The sequence below is a fragment of the Streptomyces sp. SID14436 genome (genome assembly GCF_010548465.1).
Lineage (GTDB): Bacteria > Actinomycetota > Actinomycetes > Streptomycetales > Streptomycetaceae > Streptomyces.
In genome coordinates this window covers 1-18,243 of the sequence record NZ_JAAGMD010000597.1, presented here as the reverse complement: position 1 = coordinate 18,243, position 18,243 = coordinate 1, and the positions used below count along the sequence as shown (strand labels likewise).

Here is an 18,243-nt window from a genome sequence, read left to right as displayed (position 1 = left end):
CCCACCCTGATCGCTCCGTGTACCGGGGACGAACCGGCGAGGATCCCGCCGGGGCACGGCCGGACACCCGTACGGCACACCGTCCGCACCGGGACAGTCACCCTGCGTACGGCCCCGAGGGCTCCCCACGGTAGGGCGACTCGGTCACCCTCGGTGAGGTGAAACAGGAAATCGTCACCGCACCTGATGAACCGACGGTGGGCGCCGCCCACTTCCGCACCGTGTTCGCCGCCACGGCGCGCGGCGCGCACACCGCGCGCCACGCCGCCGAGCGGTGGCTGACGGACCGGCGGGGCGGGCCGGAGGCCGACGACGACGAGAGCACGGCCACGGCCCGCCTCCTCGTCGCCGAACTGACGGCGAACGCCGCCCTGCACGGCCGGGTGAGGGGCCGCCACGCACGCCTGGCCCTGACCCTGACGGCCACCACCCTGCGCATCGAGGTCACCGACGCGCGGGGCGAACGCCGGCCCGTGCCCGTGTCGGCCGCGGGTGCCGACGGGGAGTCGGGGCGCGGCCTGCTCCTGGTCGCCGCCCTCGCGGACGCGTGGGGCTGCGAGCCCTGCCCGCCGGGCGGCAAGACGGTGTGGGCCGAATGCGCCCGGCGTGAGGGCTGACCGGCGTCAGTCGTCGTACGACAGGCCGTGTCCGGAGCGGAAGAGGATCCGGTCCGGATCGTCGGCCCGGGGGACGGGCACGGGCAGCCGGCCGCGCGGGTCGACACGGCCGGCGATCACCCGGGCGGCGGCGCGCAGTTCGACCTCGGTCCAGCAGTAGGAGGCCAGGGAGGCGGGGACGTCGCCGAGGTGGGCGATGTCGTAGGGGTTGCGCACCGCGAGGTGGACGACGGGCACGCCCGTCGCGAGCAGCCGGGTCACCAGGGTGCGCTGGGTGCTGGGCGCGCCGACGTTGTCGGTGGTGACGATCACCGCGTCCCGGCCCCGCGCGGCGGACACCGCCTCGTCGATCTTCGCCGCGTCGGGGGTGCGGCCGGTGGCGAGGTGGGTGGTGCTGTAGCCCAGTTCGTCGAACGCCCTGGCCAGTTCCGGCACGGTGGTGCGGGTGCCGTCGGTCGGGAAGGCCGGGCTGGCGCCGACCACGAGCAGCTTGCGGTGCCGGCGCCGCAGCGGCAGCGTCCTGCCCCGGTTGACCAGCAGGGTGGTGGTGCGCTCGGCGATCCGGGCGGCGGCGAGGCGGTGCGCGCGGGCGCCGACCACCCGGTCGACCTCTCTGCGCGACACGTAGGGGCTGCCGCTGAGCAGACCGGCCTTGTCCTTCACCCGCAGGATGCGCAGCACGGACTCGTTCAGCCGGTCCTCGGCGATCTCCCCGCTGCGGACGGCGGCCAGGACGCCGTGGTAGGCGACGTCGATGTCCGGCGGGAACAGCAGCTGGTCGGCGCCGGCCTTGAGGGCGAGGACGGGCACGCGGTCGTCGCCGTACTTGGTGCGCACCCCCTGCATGTTGAGGGCGTCGGTGACGATCACGCCGTCGAAGCCGAGTTCGCCGCGCAGCACGCCCTGAAGGATCGTGGGGGACAGGGTGGCCGGGTCGTTGCTGGGGTCGAGCGCGGGCACCTGGAGGTGCGCGGTCATGATCGAGTCGACGCCGGCGGCGATGGCGGCCCGGAAGGGCGGGGCGTCGATGCGTTCCCACTCCTCTCGGGTGTGGGTGATGACGGGCAGCTCGGTGTGGCTGTCCTGCCCGGTGTCGCCGTGGCCGGGGAAGTGCTTGGCGCAGGCCACGACTCCGGCCTGCTGGTAGCCCGTCACCTGGGCGGCCACCATGCGGCCGACCTCGCGCGGATCGGCACCGAAGGAACGGATGTTGATGATGGGGTTGGCCGGGTTGACGTTGACGTCGGCGACCGGGGCGAAGTTCTGGTGGATGCCCAGGGCGGCGAGTTCGGTGCCGGAGATGCGCCCGGCGGTGCGCGCGTCGGACAGCGAACGGCCCGCGCCGAGCGCCATCGCCCCCGGCAGCTGGGTGGCGCCGTCGCCGACCCGGACGTTGGCCCCGTGCTCCTGGTCGATGGAGATCAGCGACGGGACGGGGGTGGGCAGGGCGAGGGAGGCCCGCTGGATACCGTTCGTCAGGTCCGCGATCTGCCGGGGGTCGTGGATGTTGTTCGTCCAGCCCTGGAAGTAGATGACACCGCCGAGGTGGTACTTGGCGATGAGTTCGGCCACGGTGCGGACACCGAGTTCGCTGAGGTTGCGCTCCTGGTCGAACTGGCTGGGGGAGGTCGCCGACGAGCCGTAGAAGTACGGCACGAACAGCTGGCCGACCTTCGCCTCGGTGCTCATCCCGGAGAGGATCTTCTTCAGGCGCCGGTCGCGCCGGTGGGCGGCCGCGGGGGTGGCCGTCGCGCCCACGACACCCGTGGCGCTCGCGGCGACCACGGCCGCGGAGGCGATCACTGTTCGTCTGGACGGGCTTCGGTCCTGCATGCGGGCATGCTCCTTCCAGCCTTGCTGGTCAGGGGAGTTGCGGGAATCACCAGGGGAGCCGAACAGCGCGCAACGTAGCCCGCGGATCCTGGCCGGGGCAAGAGGTCTAGACATAATAGGTCTAGACAAAGCGAGGCTGCTGCCGCCTCGCGCGTTGCGCGCCGCACCTCTGGCCGGATAACGCCTCGGCGATCACCGGCCCCCTCGGCCAGACTGGTTGCCTCACGCCACATGCGCACCGCCCCGCGGTGCACCGTGCCCGGGAGGCCCTGATGCTGTCGGACCCCACTCCGGACGAGGACGGCGCAGCGGTCCGGCCCGGAGAGCGACGGCCTCCCGGCGGCCGCGCCGGGCTGCGCGGCGACCTGCGGTCCGCCCTCCCCGACGCCACCGCGGCGGTGGTGGTCACGGCGCTCGTCTTCGCGCTCCTGTACGCGCGCATGGAATCGGGCGCCTCGGACACCGTCGCCGTCATGCCGTTCATGGACGATCCCCGCACCTACTGGATGTACCTGCTCAGCCAGGCGTTCGGCTGGTCGGCGCTGCTGTGGGCCTGGGGCACGGTCATGCTCGGTCTCCTGCTGTCGGGCCCCCGGCCGGTCCGCCTGCCCGTCTCCCGGCCGGTCCTGGAGCGCTGGCACCGCACCACCAGCCTGTCGACGACGGCGCTGATGCTGGCCCACGCCCTGATGTTCGCGGCGGAACTCGTCCGCTACGAGTCCGAGGTGGGGTGGGCGAAGCGCCTGTGGGTGGCCTTCGCGGACACCTTCGTGCCCGGCTGGTACGACTCCGGCACCGGCCGGATCGCCATCCCGATCGGACAGGCCGCCCTCTACCTCGCGATTCCGCTGGGCCTGCTGTTCTACGTCCGCCACCGCATCGGAGCCAACACCTGGCGCCGGCTGCACCGCTTCGTCATCGCCGTCTACGTGCTGAGCGTCTGGCACACCCTGCTGTACGGGACCAACGTCTGGTTCGGAGCATGGCCGCGCACGCTGCTGTGGCTGCTGCAACTGCCGATCGCCGTCCTGCTGTTGCTGCGCCTGCTGAGACCGGCCCGGCGGGCCGAGCGGCTCGGCTCCCCGGGCGGAGGCGGGCGCGGGGGCCGGCCGGGCTGGTGGCTCCGGGCGGCAGGACGGGTCGCCGTCGCAGCCGTCGTCCTGGGGCTGCTGGCCGTCGTGGTGTCCGGCCGTGACGGCGGACGGGACCGGCCGACGCATCCGCCCGCCACGGCCCCGCACGAGCAGGCGACCGAATGACCGCCCCGGGGGCCCGCGACGCGCAGGACCCGGGATGGGATGATGCAGGAACCGTCGCAGGAGTGCAGAGGGAGGACCGAGCCGTGCAGGACGCCCGCGCCCCGGCCGCGTCCGTCACCGCCGCCCTGCACGACGTGGCCGGTCTCGGCGGGTTCTTCGATCTGCGGGCCGGCGGCCCGGACGACGGCTGGCACCCGGTCGCCCGCTCCTACGCGACGGGTTTCACCGACCTCGCCGCGGCGGTCGCCCGCCTCCACCGCACCACCGAGCCGCGCGTCGATGTCTCCATCGCCCAGCTCGGTCACGCCGCCCGCCTCTGGTCACCCGTCCTGGCCTGCGCCGTCCTGCACGGCATCGTCCTCGACCTGGAGGGACTCCAGCGGGCCGACGACGGCCCCGCCCTGCGGCTGCCACGGCCAGCCGGCCGGTACGCCGACCGGCTCGACGCCGGCCCCGCGCGCGCCCTGTACGAGCAGGTGACCGGCCACTTGTCGGCCCTGGCCGACGGACTGCGCGTCAAGGTCGCCCCACGCCTGCTGGACGGCAACTCGGCGTCCGCGCTGGCCGGAGCGGCCCACGCCCTGCTCGCCCTGCGGCCCGCCGTACGCGGACCGCTCACCGCTCTCACGACCGAACTGCTGGGCACCGGACGCCTGGCGGGCACCGGCGTCCTCACCGGCCCCGACCTGGCGTTCCGCCGCGTGAGCTGCTGCCTCTACTACCGCGCGCCGAACGGCTCGAAGTGCGGTGACTGCGGGCTGGCCGACCGCCCGCCCCGGCGGGCCGCGCGCCGCGATACGTCCGTACGCTGAGCGGCCGGCCGACGGCCGCCGCGCCGCACGGCGCTGCTCACGTGCCGCAGTCCCGCCCGGTCACTCGGCAGCGGGCGGTGTGGCCGGGGCGGCCGGGGGGGCCGCAGGGCCCGGCGGCCCGGCGGAGGGCGCGCCGCCCGTGAAGGCGTCCAGGATGCGTTCGGCGGCCAGGGTCGCCGTCAACCCGCCGTCCCGCACCTGCTGTTCGAGCCCGGGGGCGAGGGAGCGCACCGCCGGGTCGGCGTGCAGCCGGTCCAGGAGTTCGTCCCGGACCATCGCCCACAGCCAGTCGACCTGCTGGGTCCGCCGCTTGGCGGCGAGCCGGCCCGTGGAGTCCAGCAACGCCCGGTGCTGCTCCAGCCGTTCCCAGACCGCGTCGAGCCCGGTCGACTCGCGCGCGCTGCAACTGAGCACGGGAGGCGTCCAGAAGGCGTCCTTGCCGTGCATCAGCCGCAGCGCCCCGGCCAGTTCACGCGCCGCCGCGCGGGCGTCCCGCTCGTGCGGGCCGTCGGCCTTGTTGACCGCGATGACGTCGGCCAGCTCCAGCACGCCCTTCTTGATGCCCTGCAACTGGTCGCCGGTGCGGGCCAGGGTGAGCAGCAGGAAGGAGTCCACCATGTCGGCGACCGCCGTCTCGGACTGGCCGACCCCGACCGTCTCCACCAGCACGACGTCGTAACCGGCCGCCTCCATCACCACGATCGACTCGCGGGTCGCCTTCGCGACGCCGCCGAGCGTACCGGCCGTGGGGGAGGGGCGGACGAACGCCGCCGGGTCGACGGCCAGACGCTCCATCCGGGTCTTGTCGCCCAGGATCGAACCGCCGGTGCGGGTCGACGACGGGTCGACGGCCAGGACCGCCACCCGGTGGCCGAGCCCCGTCAGCATCGTGCCGAAGGCGTCGGTGAACGTCGACTTGCCCACGCCCGGCACCCCGCTGATGCCGATCCGCCGCGCCCGCCCGCTGTGCGGCAGCAGCTCCGTCAGCAGCCGCTGGGCGAGCGCACGGTGCCGGGGCCGGGTGGACTCGACGAGGGTGATCGCCCGGGCGACGACCGCCCGCCTGCCGTCGAGGACACCCTTGACGTACGCGTCCAGATCGAGGGCCATCACGTCACCGGCTCACAGCTCGTCGTGCCCGAGGGCACCCGCCAGCCGCTCCACCAGGTCACGGGCCGCGTCCGGGATGACCGTGCCGGGCGGGAACACGGCCGCCGCGCCCATCTCCAGCAGGACGGGCACGTCCTGCGGCGGGATCACCCCGCCGACGACGACCATGATGTCCTCCCGTCCCTCCTCGGCGAGCGCCTCGCGCAGCGCAGGGACGAGGGTGAGGTGCCCCGCGGCCAGCGACGACACGCCCACGATGTGCACGTCCGCCTCCACGGCCTGCCGGGCGACCTCGCCCGGCGTCTGGAACAGCGGGCCGACGTCCACGTCGAAACCGAGGTCGGCGAAGGCCGTCGCGATCACCTTCTGGCCCCGGTCGTGACCGTCCTGGCCCATCTTGGCGACCAGGATGCGCGGCCGCCGCCCCTCGGCGTCGGCGAAGGCGTCCACCACCGTCCGGGTGCGTTCCACGGCCGGTGACTCCCCCGTCTCGTTGCGGTACACACCGGAGATCGTACGGATCTGCCCGGCGTGCCGCCCGTACACCTTCTCCAGGGCGTCGCTGATCTCACCGACCGTCGCCTTCGCCCGGGCCGCCCGCACCGCCAGCTCCAGCAGGTTGCCCTCCCCGCCGGCCGCCCGGGTCAGGGCGTCCAGCGCGTCGCGGCAGGCGGTCTCGTCCCGTTCCTCGCGCAGCCGCCGCAGCTTGGCGATCTGCTGGGCGCGCACCGAGGAGTTGTCGACCTTGAGCACGTCGATCTGCTCGTCCGTCTCCACCCGGTACTTGTTCACCCCGATCACCGGCTGCCGCCCCGAGTCGATCCGGGCCTGGGTGCGGGCGGCGGCCTCCTCCACCCGCAGCTTGGGGATGCCCGCGTCGATGGCCTGCGCCATGCCGCCGGCCTGCTCCACCTCCTCGATGTGCCGCCAGGCGCGGCGCGCGAGGTCGTACGTCAGCCGCTCCACGTAGGCACTGCCGCCCCAGGGGTCGATCACCCGGGTCGTCCCGGACTCCTGCTGGAGCAGCAGTTGCGTGTTGCGGGCGATGCGGGCGGAGAAGTCGGTGGGCAGGGCGAGCGCCTCGTCGAGGGCGTTGGTGTGCAGCGACTGGGTGTGGCCCTGAGTGGCGGCCATCGCCTCCACGCAGGTGCGGGTGACGTTGTTGAACACGTCCTGCGCGGTCAGCGACCAGCCGGAGGTCTGCGAATGGGTGCGCAGCGACAGCGACTTGGCGTTCTGCGGGTCGAACTGCCGCACCAGCTTGGCCCACAGCAGGCGGGCCGCCCGCAGCTTGGCGATCTCCATGAAGAAGTTCATGCCGATCGCCCAGAAGAACGACAGCCGCGGCGCGAACGCGTCCACGTCCAGGCCGGCCTCCCGCCCCGCCCGGATGTACTCCACCCCGTCGGCGAGCGTGTACGCCAGCTCCAGATCGGCCGTCGCACCCGCCTCCTGGATGTGGTAGCCGGAGATGGAGATGGAGTTGTAGCGCGGCATCCGCTGCGAGGTGTACGCGAAGATGTCGGAGATGATCCGCATCGACGGCTTCGGCGGATAGATGTACGTGTTGCGGACCATGAACTCCTTGAGGATGTCGTTCTGGATGGTCCCGGCCAGCTTCTCGGGCGGTACGCCCTGCTCCTCCGCCGCCACGATGTACAGCGCCAGCACCGGCAGCACCGCGCCGTTCATCGTCATCGACACCGTCATGCGGTCCAGCGGGATGCCGTCGAACAGCTGGCGCATGTCGTAGATCGAGTCGATCGCCACGCCCGCCATGCCGACGTCACCGGTCACCCGCGGGTGGTCGCTGTCGTAGCCCCGGTGCGTGGGCAGGTCGAAGGCGACCGACAGCCCCTTCTGCCCCGCGGCCAGATTGCGGCGGTAGAAGGCGTTGGACTCCTCGGCCGTGGAGAAGCCCGCGTACTGGCGGATCGTCCACGGCTGGTTCACGTACATCGTCGGGTACGGGCCCCGCAGATACGGGGCGACGCCGGGGAAGGTGTCCAGGAAGTCCAGGCCCTCCAGGTCCTGCCCGGTGTACAGGGGCTTGACGTCGATCCCCTCCGGCGTCTCCCAGAGCAGGTCGTCGCCGTCGGCGGCCTTCTTCACCGCCGCGCGCCACTCGTCGGGGCCGGCGCCGGAGGACGGCGACCCCAGCCCGATCGTGGAGAAGTCGGGGATGGACATCAGGACACTCCCATGCGGTCGAGGGCTGCGGAGAGCACGGCGACGGCGTCACAGCCGGCGAAGACGTAGCTGTCGACGCCCGGATACGCTCCCGGACGGCCCGCGAGGAACACGTGCTCGGCGCCCGCCTCACGCAGCGCGGCGGCCGCGGTCGCGGCCTGCTCCTCGTACAGCGCGTCGCTGGAGCACAGGCACACCTCCCGCGCCCCGCTGTCCGCGAAGCCGCCCTCGGTGACGGGCTCGATGCCGCCGGCCTGGAAGAGGTTGGCGGCGAAGGTGAGCCGGGCGGTGTGCGCGGCGGCCGGGCCCAGGGCGGTCAGATGGATGCGCGGCCGGGCGCCGGTGGCGGCCAGGTGGGCGTCGGAGCGGGCCCGCAGCGCCTCGAACGCCTCGTCCCGCCGCACCCGCGGCAGGCCCCCGCCCGGCGGTTCGGGCACGGACGCGCGGACCACCGGCTTCTCGGCCAGGTGCGGGAACTCGCTGACCCCGGTGACCGGTTCCCGCCGCTTCGCCAGCTTCGCGCTGCGCACCGCCCAGGTCCCGGCGAGCCGTTCGCCGACCGTCCCGGAGCGCAGGGCGGCGGCCTGACCGCCCGCCTTCTCGATGTCCTGGAAGAACTCCCAGGCGGCGTGGGCGAGTTCATCGGTGAGCCGTTCCACGTACCAGGAGCCGCCGGCCGGGTCGATCACCTTCGACAGGTGCGCCTCCTCGATGAGGATCGTGGAGGTGTTGCGGGCGATCCGGCGGGCGAACGCGTCCGGCAGACCCAGCGCGTGGTCGAAGGGCAGCACGGTCACGGAGTCGGCACCCCCCACTCCGGCGGCCAGGGTGGCGACGGTGGTGCGCAGCATGTTCACCCACGGGTCGCGGCGCGTCATCATCACCGGTGAGGTCACCGCGTGCTGGAGCTGCCCGCCCGCCCGCGGCTCCCCGCAGACCTCGGCCACCCGCGCCCACAGCCGGCGTGCGGCACGCAGCTTGGCGACGGTCAGGAACTGGTCGGCGGTGGCGGCGTACCGGAACTCCAGCTGCGCCAGCGCCTGCGCCGTGCTCAGCCCGGCCGCGGTGAGGTCGCGCACATAGGCCACCCCCGTCGCCAGCGAGCAGCCCAGTTCCTGCGCCGCGGACCCGCCGGCCTCGTGGTAGGGCAGCGCGTCCACGGTCAGCACGCGCAGACCCGGGTGCCGTTCGGCGCACCGCAGGGCCGTTTCCGTCACGGGCGCGGTGTCGAAGGCGCTGCCGGTGCGGGCCTCGTGGCCCAGGGGATCGGCCCCCAGGTTGCCGCGCACGGCGTCCGCGGCGACGCCCCGTTCCTCGTGCAGCGCCAGCAGTTCCCGCGCGGCCGGCTCGAACGCGGAGCCCGCCTCCAGCACGACGGGGGCCAGGTCGAGGAGGACACCGTCGAGGGCGTGACCGAGCGCGCCGAGCGGGAGGCCGGAGGGCTCGCCGACGGCCAGCCACAGGGAGGTGACCCCGTTCTCCAGGTCGGCGAGCACCGACGCCGGATCGGCCACCGTGTGGCGCTGCCGTACGTCCCAGCCGCCGACCCGGCTCCCCTCGGCCCGCCCGCCCCGCACGAAGGGCGGGAAGCCGGGCAGCCCCGGGTCGGGGGCGGCATCGCGCCGGGTGTAGAGGGGACGCACCCGCAGGCCGTCCTCCAGCAGCGTGGACAGGGCGTCCTCCGCCTCGTCGTCCGGCGTTTCCCGGCCCGACCTGCGCAGCACACCGGCCACCAGGTGCTGCCACTGCTCGTGGGTCGCGTCGGGGAACTCGGCGGCCAGGCCGAGGCCGTCGTCAGGCAGGAGCGTCATGCTCGGATGTTAGGGCAGGCCGACAGGCGAGCAGCAGAGGGAACGTTGTGACCTTGTTCTCCCCGCGAGTGTGACGCGAACCGCTCCGGCGATCACCGGCCGCCCATGGCCTCACCTGCGCCTCACCGGCGTGCCGACAGGAGTGTCGGCGACATCCGTTGAGATGCCGCCGATCATGTCGTCACGTGCGAGTCAAGAGCTGTGTCTGCCCGGCGTCACGCCCTCCTCACCCCGTCACCCGGGGTCCGCCGTGTTCCTTGCCCTGCGCGATCTGCGCTCCGGCCCTCCGGCCCCAGGCTCTTCTCCGGCCCCGCGGCCCTCCGCCATCGGGGTTCTCCGGTCCCGCGGCCCCCGGCCGCACGGCCCCGCCCCCACAGCCGGGGGCCGGTGGTGTGGCGGGTCCGGCCCACCCGCCGGACCCGCCACACCGGCTCCCCCTGGCTGCCGGCCCGCTGCCGGCCCCGTCGTACCGTCAGCGCCGCAGCGTCAGCAGGCCCGGACGGTAGGGCAGCAGGCCGTAGTCGCCGCCGGAGGCGGGGCTGCGGCCCTGGTACAGCAGCTGCAGCCGGCAGGGATCGACGGTCATGGTCTGATCGGGGCTGGTGCGGAGCAGCTCGCCGTGGCTGATGTCGTTGGTCCAGGTGGCGCCGCTGTTGGCCTTGCCGGCGAAGGGATTGCTCTCGGTCGCGGCCTGGGGCGTCCAGGAGCCGTTCAGACTCGTGGCCGTGAACGAGCGGAAGTAGCGGCCCTGCGAGCCGATCGCCTCGACGATCATGAGGTAGCGGTTCTGGCCCTCCAGCTTGTAGACCTGCGGGGCTTCGAACAGGTTGTTCGTCGTGTCGCTCATGACCACGGTCGAGGTCGAGCCGAAGCTGCCGGGGAAGTTCCCGATCGGCATGCTCGCCCGGTAGATGCGGCCGTTGTCGCCGGCGAAGAACAGGTACATGTTCGTGCCGTCACCGATGAGGGCCTGGTCGATGGGTCCCGTTCCGGAGTCGGGGATGCTCCCGGAGAAGAGCGTCTGCTCCGACGACCAGCCGTTGGGGTCGGTGGGGTTGTTCGACGTCCGGTAGGAGAAGGCGGTGCGGCCCCACTGGTAGGCGAGCACCCAGATGTCCTTCGGCGCGAAGTAGAACAACGAGGGCGCCACGGTCGACGCCGACATCGCGTTCTGGCCGGCCGAGGCCATCTCCGGCCAGTCGGTGAACAGGTCGAAGTTCATCGACCCCCACCGCGTCCCGGTGTCGTGCGTGGTCGCGTAGACGAGCTGCCGGCCGTTGTAGGGGGCGACGGTGAAGTCCTTGAGCGAGACCCAGCCCTGCCGGGGCTGCGCCAGCGCGCCCGTCGACGTCCAGCTGTAGCTCGACGGCAGCTCGCACGTGCCGGGTGTGCCGGGATCGCCGGCGCCGACCTCGACGAGCCGCCACTGCTGGTTGGTCCCGCCCCAGTCGTCGTACTGGACGATGTTCGCGTTGTCGGCGGTGGACCCGCCCTGCACTTCGAGGGCCTTGCCGCTGTGGCGCGAGATGAGCCGGACGTGGCCGTCCGCGCTGTCGGCCAGCCGCCATTGCTGGTTGGCGGCGTTCAGGTCGGACCACTGGACGATCGAACCGCCGTTGGCGGTGGACCAGTTGTGGACGTCCAGCACCTTGCCCGAGTGGCGGGACCTGAGGCGGTAGTAGCCGTCACCGGAATCGACGAACTGCCACTGCTGCTGGGCCTGGTCGTTCCGTGTCCACTGGGTGATGCGGGCGCCGTCGCCGGTCGCCCGGTTGTACACGTCGAGCGCCTTGCCGCTGTTGCGGTTGACCAGCACGTAGCTGGCGCTCGTGTCGACGGTCGCCGCCTCGGCGGGCTGGGCGCCGAGGAACGTGGCCAGCAGGAGCAGTGGGGCGAGGACACCGAGTAAGCGTCTCGGACGGACCGGGGACAGGGGGCGTGACCACATCGAGGGGCCTCCTAGGGGGCGGGGTGGGGGGACGCGGGCGAACCGCGGAGCGGCAGCCGCTCCGGGGCGGGGCGGATGTCGAATGTTTCGAAAGTGATCCCGGTTGTGTGACGCCACAAGCTAGGAAGCCGACGCTCCTCGGTCAAGGTCTGCGGCCGACCTGACCGCAAACAGTCCCTCCCACCCGGCGGAACGGTCCGCGGAGTTGACCGGGAACCGGCAGGTGGTGAGCTGTGTGGCACGCGGCTCCCGTGAGCGCGACTTCATGACCGGCTGTTCGAAAGTTTCGGGCCAGAGTCGGAAATTGATGAGGCCGAGGGGTTGACGAGGCACTGTCAATCACTCAATGATCCTGTCTGGTACACCGACCGTGTACCGAAATCTCGAACGGGCCTGCCGTGAGCGGGCCCCTGCGCAGCCCGAGCCGCACCACAGCCGTGCAACAGCCCGCACGGCCGCAGGACCGCCGCCGCCCGGCGCACCTCGGCGGCCGACCGGGCCCGTCCGTGCCGGTCGACTTCTTCCCCCCGGGTCCCATGACCGCGACGTCCGGTGATCCCGTCATCCCCTACCCCTGGAGGCACAGCCATGGGCTCCTCTGCCCTTGCCAGACCCCCTGTACGGCAGAAATTCCGCGCTGCGATGCTGGCGCTGGTCGCCGGCTCCGTCGGTCTGGTCGGCGCGCTCGTCGCGCCGCCCTCCGCCCAGGCCGCCGAGAGCACCCTCGGTGCCGCCGCGGCCCAGAGCGGCCGCTACTTCGGCGTCGCCATCGCCGCGAACAGGCTGAACGACTCGACGTACGCCTCGATCGCCTCCCGTGAGTTCAACTCGGTGACGGCCGAGAACGAGATGAAGATCGACGCCACCCAGCCGCAGCGGGGCCAGTTCGACTTCTCCGCCGGCGACCGCGTCTACAACTGGGCGGTGCAGAACGGCAAGGAGGTGCGCGGCCACACGCTGGCCTGGCACTCCCAGCAGCCCGGCTGGATGCAGAGCCTCAACGGCAGCGCGCTGCGCCAGGCGATGATCGACCACATCAACGGCGTGATGAACCACTACAAGGGCAAGATCACGCAGTGGGACGTGGTGAACGAGGCGTTCGCCGACGGCAGTTCGGGCGCCCGGCGCGACTCCAACCTGGAGCGCAGCGGCAGCGACTGGATCGAGGTCGCCTTCCGCACCGCGCGGGCCGCCGACCCGTCCGCCAAGCTCTGCTACAACGACTACAACGTCGAGGACTGGACCTGGGCCAAGACCCAGGCGATGTACCGCATGGTGCGGGACTTCAAGCAGCGCGGCGTGCCGATCGACTGCGTCGGCTTCCAGTCGCACTTCAACAGCGGCAGCCCCTACAACAGCAACTTCCGCACCACGCTGAGTGAGTTCGCCGCCCTCGGAGTCGACGTGGCCGTCACCGAGCTCGACATCCAGGGCGCCTCGCCGACCACCTACGCCGCCGTGGTCAACGACTGCCTGGCCGTCTCCCGCTGCCTCGGCGTCACCGTCTGGGGCGTCCGCGACAGCGACTCCTGGCGTTCGGAGCACACTCCGCTGCTGTTCAACAACGACGGCAGCAAGAAGCAGGCGTACAGCGCCGTGCTGAACGCCCTCAACGGGGGCGCCGGCGGCAACCCGGACCCGGACCCGGAGCCCGGTGACGGCACCGCCATCAAGGGCGTCGCCTCGGGCCGCTGCCTGGACGTGCCCAACGCCAGCACGGCCGACGGCACCCAGGTCCAGCTCTACGACTGCAACAACCGCACCAACCAGCAGTGGACGCTGACCGGCTCCGGTGAGCTCAGGGTCTACGGCGACAAGTGCCTGGACGCCGCCGGCACCGGCAACGGCGCCAAGGTCCAGATCTACAGCTGCTGGGGCGGCGACAACCAGAAGTGGCGTCTGAACTCCGACGGTTCCATCGTCGGCGTCCAGTCCGGCAAGTGCCTGGACGCCGTGGGCGCCGGCACCGCCAACGGCACCCAGATCCAGATCTACTCCTGCTCCAACGGCAACAACCAGCGCTGGACCCGCGCCTGACACGTCCCGCGCGAGGACAGCACCGCTGAGCGTGAGGGCCGCCGCCGTCCGGGCGGCGGCCCTCACCGGCCGTCCGTCGTGCCGCAGCGGGCGCTGCGGGCCGTCCGTCGTGCCGCAGCGGGCGCTGCCCGGCACCCCGAAGGGAACACGTCCCGTGCACCTCTACGACAACCCGGTGATCAGCGGGTTCCACCCCGATCCGAGCGTGTGCCGGGTCGGCGACGACTACTACCTGGTGTGCTCCAGCTTCGAGTACGTCCCCGGACTGCCGCTGTTCCACAGCAAGGACCTGGTGCACTGGGAGCAGATCGGCAACGTGCTGGACCGCCCCGCACAACTGCCCCTGCCCCTCCCCGGCGCCAAGGCGTCCGGCGGGCTCTACGCCCCCACGATCCGTCACCACGACGGCCGTTACTGGGTCATCAACACCAACATCGACGGCGGCGGCACCTTCGTCGTCACGGCCGAGCGGCCCGAGGGGCCGTGGAGCGACCCGGTGTGGATCGGCCTGCCCGGCATCGACCCCGACCTCGCGTGGGAGGAGGACGGCACCTGCTGGTGCGCCTTCTCCGGCCCCGCCGGGGGCATCAACATGGCCAGGATCGACCCCGTCCGGGGAGAGGTGCTGGAGGGGCCCTTCGCCACCTGGTCCGGAACCGGCCTGAAGTTCCCCGAGGCACCGCACCTGTACCGCATCGGCGACTGGTGGTACCTGCTCATCGCGGAGGGCGGCACGGAACGCGGCCACAGCGTGTCCGTGGCCCGCAGCCGCTCGCCGCGCGGCCCCTGGGAGGGCGCACCCGGCAACCCCCTGCTGACCCACAGCGGCAGCCCCCGCCCCGTCCAGAACACCGGCCACGCCGACCTGGTGCAGGCCCCCGACGGCAGCTGGTGGATGGTGCTGCTCGGTGTCCGCCCCCGCGGCTTCACCCCCGACGTGCACGTGCTCGGCCGCGAGACGTTCCTGACCCCCGTGGAGTGGGACGAGGACGGCTGGCCCGTCGTCGCTCCCGTCCCCGAACGGCACCCGGCGCCGGGCGGTGCCTGGCATCCCGTTCCCGCCCCGCCCGCCCGCGACGACTTCGACGAGCCGGCTCTCGCCCCGCACTGGATCTCGCCGTTCGCCCGCCCCGAGGGCTCCTGGTCCCTCACCGAGCGCCCCGGCCGTCTCACCCTCCACGCGACCGGCCCCACCCTGGACAGCCCCGGCCACACCTTCGTCGGCCGCCGCCAGCAGCACCACGACTGCCGCGTCACCGCCCTGCTCGACCCGGGCACCGGCCGCGGCGGCCTCTGCGTACGCCTGGACGAGGCCCACCACTACGAGATCGAGGCCGGGGACGGCGAGGTCCGCGTCGTCGCCCGCATCGGGCCGCTGCGCAGCACCGTCGCCCGGCAGCCCGCCCCGGCGGGCCCCCTGCACCTCACCGTCACGGTCCGGACGACCGGCCTCGTCCCCGCGTCACCCGGACTCACCGACGGCGGGACCACGGGCCCCGACACCATCGCCTTCCACCTCGGCGGACCCGGCACCCCGGACGGCCCGCCGCTCGCCGAACTGGACGGACGCTACCTGTCCACCGAGGTCGCCGCCGGCTTCACCGGCCGGGTCATCGGCATGTACGCCACCGAGGGCACGGTCGCCTTCGACTGGTTCGAGTACGTCCCGGTGCCGACCGGATGACGCGCGCGTGCCCGGCGGGCGGACGCGGGCGGGCTCCGCCTCCCCAGGGGCCCGTCCGCGGCCGGTCCGGCCCCGCCCCAAGGCGCCTCTTGGGCCCCCGGGGGCCCTTCCACGCCTTGGGATAATCTGTCCCCATGCCCCCCCGACCAGCCGGATCGCGCCCCACACTGTCCTTGGTGGCCCAGACCGCCGGTACGAGCGTGCCCACCGTGTCCAAGGTGCTGCGAGGCGGAACCGACGTCTCGGCGGAGACACGCGCGAGGGTCATGGAAGCCGTGCGGGCCGTCGGCTACACCCGCCGGGGCGGGGCCAAGAGCGAGAGCGGGCGGGACGAGACCGCCCTGTCCCACGTACTCGACCTCGTCGTCACCCACTTCGAGGGATCCTGGGCGAACCTGCTGATCGCCGGCGTCGGCCGGGAAGCGGCCGCAGCCGGCCTCGACGTCGTACTGACGCTCGCCGAACCGGACGGCGACTGGGTGTCGCGGGTCCTGCGCCGACGCACCCTCGGCGTGATCGGGACGCTCGTCGATCCCGCCTCGCACCAGTTCGGCACCCTCTTCGCCGCCGGTGTCCCCGTGGTGCTGATCGACCCCATGAGCGCACCCCCGTCCGGGGTGTCGAGCATCGGCGTGGCGAACTGGGAAGGCGGCAGGATGGCCGCCGAGCACCTGCTGTCCCTCGGCCACGAGCGCCTGGGCGTGGTCGCCGGCCACGCCCGCCACCTCTTCAGCCGCGCCCGTGTCGACGGTTTCCGCGCCGCGGCCGACACGGCGGCGGCCGGCCCGGCCTCGGTGTCGGTGGCCCACGGCGGCTGGAACCGGGCCAAGGCGGCCACCGCCGCCCACACCCTGCTCGACGGCGACCCCGGCATCACCGGGCTCTTCGCCTGCGCGGACTCCATGGCACTCGGCATCTACGACGCCCTGGCCGCCCGCGGCCTGCGGATCCCCGAGGACATCAGTGTCGTCGGCTTCGACGACCTGCCCGAGGCGCAGTACATCACCCCCGGCCTGACGACCGTCCGCCAGCCCAGCACCGAACTGGGCGCCGCCGCGGTCAAGCTCCTGATCGAGCAGACCCGCGGCGAGGACGGCGGCGCCCGGTCACCCGCCCGCATGGAACTGGCCACCGAGCTGGTCGTCCGGTCCTCCACCGCACCCGCCCGGGCCACCACGGCACCACGCCGGTGACCCGCCGGGCGCGGCCCGGCCGCTCTCACCCCGGTGCCGTCGCCGCGACCTGGAGGACGAGACGGCTCGGCCGGGCGGCGCCGTGACGGATCGTGTACTCCGCCGCCGCGGGCCGCGCGGCCGTGCCGTCCGCATCGAAGGCGTTGCGCCCGGCCTCCCAGCGGGGTGACGAACTCGGGGCGATGTCCACGCGCACCCGGTGGCCCGGCAGGAACGTGTGCGCCGTCGACCACAGGTCCACGACCACCTCCAGCTCCTGACCCGGCACGACCGGCAGCCGCTCGCCCAGGCCCGTCACCGGGTCGACGGACAGGGCCGACGCCCGCTGCACACCGTCGGCGACGACCCGGCTGCTGCCGTCCGGGTGCTCGTCGCACAGCCGCACCACCACGTCCGCGTCCGTCCCCGTGGTCACGAGGTGGACCACGGCACGCACCGCGCCCAGCACCGTGAGGCCCTCCGTCAGCGGCCCGGTGCGCCACGCCACCACGTCGGGACGCGCCTGAACCTCCGTCTGGTCGGCGGGCCCCGCCGTGAACGGCGCGAACAGCAGCACCGCACCGCCGCGCGTCGGCACCGGGTCCGACGGGTCGCTGATCAGCCGCCGTTCACCGCTGCCGGCCGGCTCGGCGGCCAGCTCGCCCCCCGGGTTCAGGTACAGGGCGAGCGTCCGCGTGCCGGGCGGCGGGAACTCGTCCAGCGTCACCCACCGGCCGGAGCCCATCACGAACACGCGCACCGGCGGCCCCGTCGGCGCGCCCGAGCGCAGGACGGAGTCGAACCACCGCAGATGCCGTGCGGTGAGGTCGCTGCCGTCGCCGAGGTCGTCGGCGGACGCGCCGGGACCGAAGTCGGCGCCGGCGGCCCGGCCCGACAGGTCGTCGTGCGTCCAGGGGCCGACCAGCAGGCGGGGCACCGGCCCGCCGGTGTCCTTCGCGCGGCGCAGCAGCCGCCGGTACATCTCCAGGGTCGGCCCGAGGAACACGTCGAACCACCCGCCGGTCAGCAGGACGGGGACACCGACCGCGTCGATCCGGTCGACGATCTTGCCCTCGCGGTGCCGGACCGACCCGAGCGGCTCCCGAAGCCGGTCCAGGCCCCACCGGACGATCGCCTCGGCGTCCCACCCGGGGTGCGGGGCCCCGGCCCGGAACGCGTCACCGGAGGCGATGGCCCGCTCGGTGGCCTCCCACCGCCGCTGCTCGGCCTCCCGTTCGCGGGCGGAACCGATGCGCGAGATCAGGTCCGGGGCGATCGCCCCGTGCGTCCACGTCAGGGTGCTCCCGATCTCCGGCACCCCGCCGCGGAACCGGAAACCGTCGAGCGCTGACAACGCCGGCGTCATCGCCGGAGCGATCGCCCGCAGCGCCGGGGCACCTCCCAACAGGGCGGCGAACTGGGTGTCCGAGGCGTAGGACGCACCCCACATGCCGACGCTGCCGGTGCACTCGGGACGCGCCGCGAGCCAGGCCACGGCGTCGGCGCCGTCGGCCACCTCCTGCGCACCGGGCTCGAAGACGCCCTCGGAGCCGAAGCGGCCCCGCACGTCCTGGAGCGCGACGAGGTAGCCGGCGGCGACGAGACGGCCGACGTCCAGCAGCCCGTCGTACTCCTCACGGGTCACGTCGTAGGGATGGCGGGTCAGCAGGGCCGGCCACGGCCCGGTCCCGTGCGGCAGCAGCAGCACGGTCCGCAGCCGGGTCCCGTCGCGCAGGACGCAGTCCGCCTCGCGGCGCCCGGCGACCGGGC

General features: G+C 73.3%; 12 protein-coding genes. 6 read left to right on the top strand and 6 right to left on the bottom strand.

The window, feature by feature from the left end; all coding sequences use genetic code 11:
- Nucleotides 1-158 precede the first annotated feature (158 nt).
- Nucleotides 159-617, top strand: a complete 459-nt coding sequence (locus G3I53_RS21115) for an ATP-binding protein (protein WP_164438656.1) — start codon at nt 159-161, stop codon at nt 615-617.
- 6 nt (nt 618-623) lie between these two features.
- Here G3I53_RS21115 and G3I53_RS21110 read toward each other — a convergent pair whose 3' ends face one another.
- On the bottom strand, nt 624-2,450 hold the full coding sequence (locus G3I53_RS21110; RefSeq protein WP_164336223.1) for a glycoside hydrolase family 3 protein: 1,827 nt from the start codon (nt 2,448-2,450) through the stop codon (nt 624-626).
- Between the two features lie 272 nt (nt 2,451-2,722).
- Here G3I53_RS21110 and G3I53_RS21105 point away from each other — a divergent pair, with 272 nt between their 5' ends.
- Nucleotides 2,723-3,709: a ferric reductase-like transmembrane domain-containing protein gene (locus tag G3I53_RS21105; RefSeq protein ID WP_164438655.1), complete on the top strand. Its 987-nt coding sequence runs from the start codon at nt 2,723-2,725 to the stop codon at nt 3,707-3,709.
- 187 nt (nt 3,710-3,896) lie between these two features.
- Nucleotides 3,897-4,460: a hypothetical protein gene (locus tag G3I53_RS34575; protein WP_343240661.1), complete on the top strand. Its 564-nt coding sequence runs from the start codon at nt 3,897-3,899 to the stop codon at nt 4,458-4,460.
- A 121-nt stretch (nt 4,461-4,581) separates the two neighbouring features.
- On the opposite strand, the gene meaB is transcribed toward G3I53_RS34575, so the two are convergent.
- The 4 genes from meaB to G3I53_RS21080 all read right to left on the bottom strand — a co-directional run bounded on the left by meaB (nt 4,582) and on the right by G3I53_RS21080 (nt 11,580).
- On the bottom strand, nt 4,582-5,631 hold the full coding sequence (gene meaB, locus G3I53_RS21095) for a methylmalonyl Co-A mutase-associated GTPase MeaB (protein ID WP_164438653.1): 1,050 nt from the start codon (nt 5,629-5,631) through the stop codon (nt 4,582-4,584).
- A gap of 12 nt (nt 5,632-5,643) precedes the next feature.
- Complete coding sequence (gene scpA, locus G3I53_RS21090) at nt 5,644-7,821, bottom strand: methylmalonyl-CoA mutase (RefSeq protein WP_164338274.1); 2,178 nt, start codon at nt 7,819-7,821, stop codon at nt 5,644-5,646.
- Nucleotides 7,821-9,632 carry a methylmalonyl-CoA mutase subunit beta gene (locus G3I53_RS21085; RefSeq protein WP_164438652.1) on the bottom strand — a complete coding sequence of 604 codons (1,812 nt, stop codon included), beginning with the start codon at nt 9,630-9,632 and terminating at the stop codon, nt 7,821-7,823. Before G3I53_RS21085 ends, scpA begins: the two co-directional genes overlap by 1 nt.
- A gap of 472 nt (nt 9,633-10,104) precedes the next feature.
- The gene (locus G3I53_RS21080; protein ID WP_164333927.1) at nt 10,105-11,580 is read right to left on the bottom strand and encodes a non-reducing end alpha-L-arabinofuranosidase family hydrolase; all 1,476 of its coding nucleotides are present in this window, start codon (nt 11,578-11,580) and stop codon (nt 10,105-10,107) included.
- 588 nt (nt 11,581-12,168) lie between these two features.
- Between G3I53_RS21080 and G3I53_RS21075 the strand changes: the two genes are divergently transcribed.
- From G3I53_RS21075 to G3I53_RS21065, 3 genes are all read left to right on the top strand, one after another.
- Nucleotides 12,169-13,617, top strand: a complete 1,449-nt coding sequence (locus tag G3I53_RS21075; RefSeq protein WP_164333926.1) for an endo-1,4-beta-xylanase — start codon at nt 12,169-12,171, stop codon at nt 13,615-13,617.
- 154 nt (nt 13,618-13,771) lie between these two features.
- Nucleotides 13,772-15,301 carry a glycoside hydrolase family 43 protein gene (locus G3I53_RS21070; RefSeq protein WP_164333929.1) on the top strand — a complete coding sequence of 510 codons (1,530 nt, stop codon included), beginning with the start codon at nt 13,772-13,774 and terminating at the stop codon, nt 15,299-15,301.
- A 176-nt stretch (nt 15,302-15,477) separates the two neighbouring features.
- Nucleotides 15,478-16,494, top strand: coding sequence for a LacI family DNA-binding transcriptional regulator (locus G3I53_RS21065; protein ID WP_343240658.1), 1,017 nt, complete (start codon nt 15,478-15,480; stop codon nt 16,492-16,494).
- 25 nt (nt 16,495-16,519) lie between these two features.
- On the opposite strand, the gene G3I53_RS21060 is transcribed toward G3I53_RS21065, so the two are convergent.
- A partial coding sequence (locus tag G3I53_RS21060) for a CocE/NonD family hydrolase (protein WP_164438651.1) occupies nt 16,520-18,243 on the bottom strand: 1,724 nt, incomplete at its 5' end.

Excerpts from the sequence above, each read along its gene's own strand:
- G3I53_RS21080 (WP_164333927.1), bottom strand. The coding sequence starts at position 11,580 with ATGTGGTCACGCCCCCTGTCCCCGGTCCGTCCGAGACGCTTACTCGGT.
- G3I53_RS21085 (WP_164438652.1), bottom strand. The coding sequence starts at position 9,632 with ATGACGCTCCTGCCTGACGACGGCCTCGGCCTGGCCGCCGAGTTCCCC.
- G3I53_RS21110 (WP_164336223.1), bottom strand. The coding sequence starts at position 2,450 with ATGCAGGACCGAAGCCCGTCCAGACGAACAGTGATCGCCTCCGCGGCC.
- G3I53_RS21105 (WP_164438655.1), top strand. The coding sequence starts at position 2,723 with ATGCTGTCGGACCCCACTCCGGACGAGGACGGCGCAGCGGTCCGGCCC.
- G3I53_RS21075 (WP_164333926.1), top strand. The coding sequence starts at position 12,169 with ATGGGCTCCTCTGCCCTTGCCAGACCCCCTGTACGGCAGAAATTCCGC.
- scpA (WP_164338274.1), bottom strand. The coding sequence starts at position 7,821 with ATGTCCATCCCCGACTTCTCCACGATCGGGCTGGGGTCGCCGTCCTCC.
- meaB (WP_164438653.1), bottom strand. The coding sequence starts at position 5,631 with ATGGCCCTCGATCTGGACGCGTACGTCAAGGGTGTCCTCGACGGCAGG.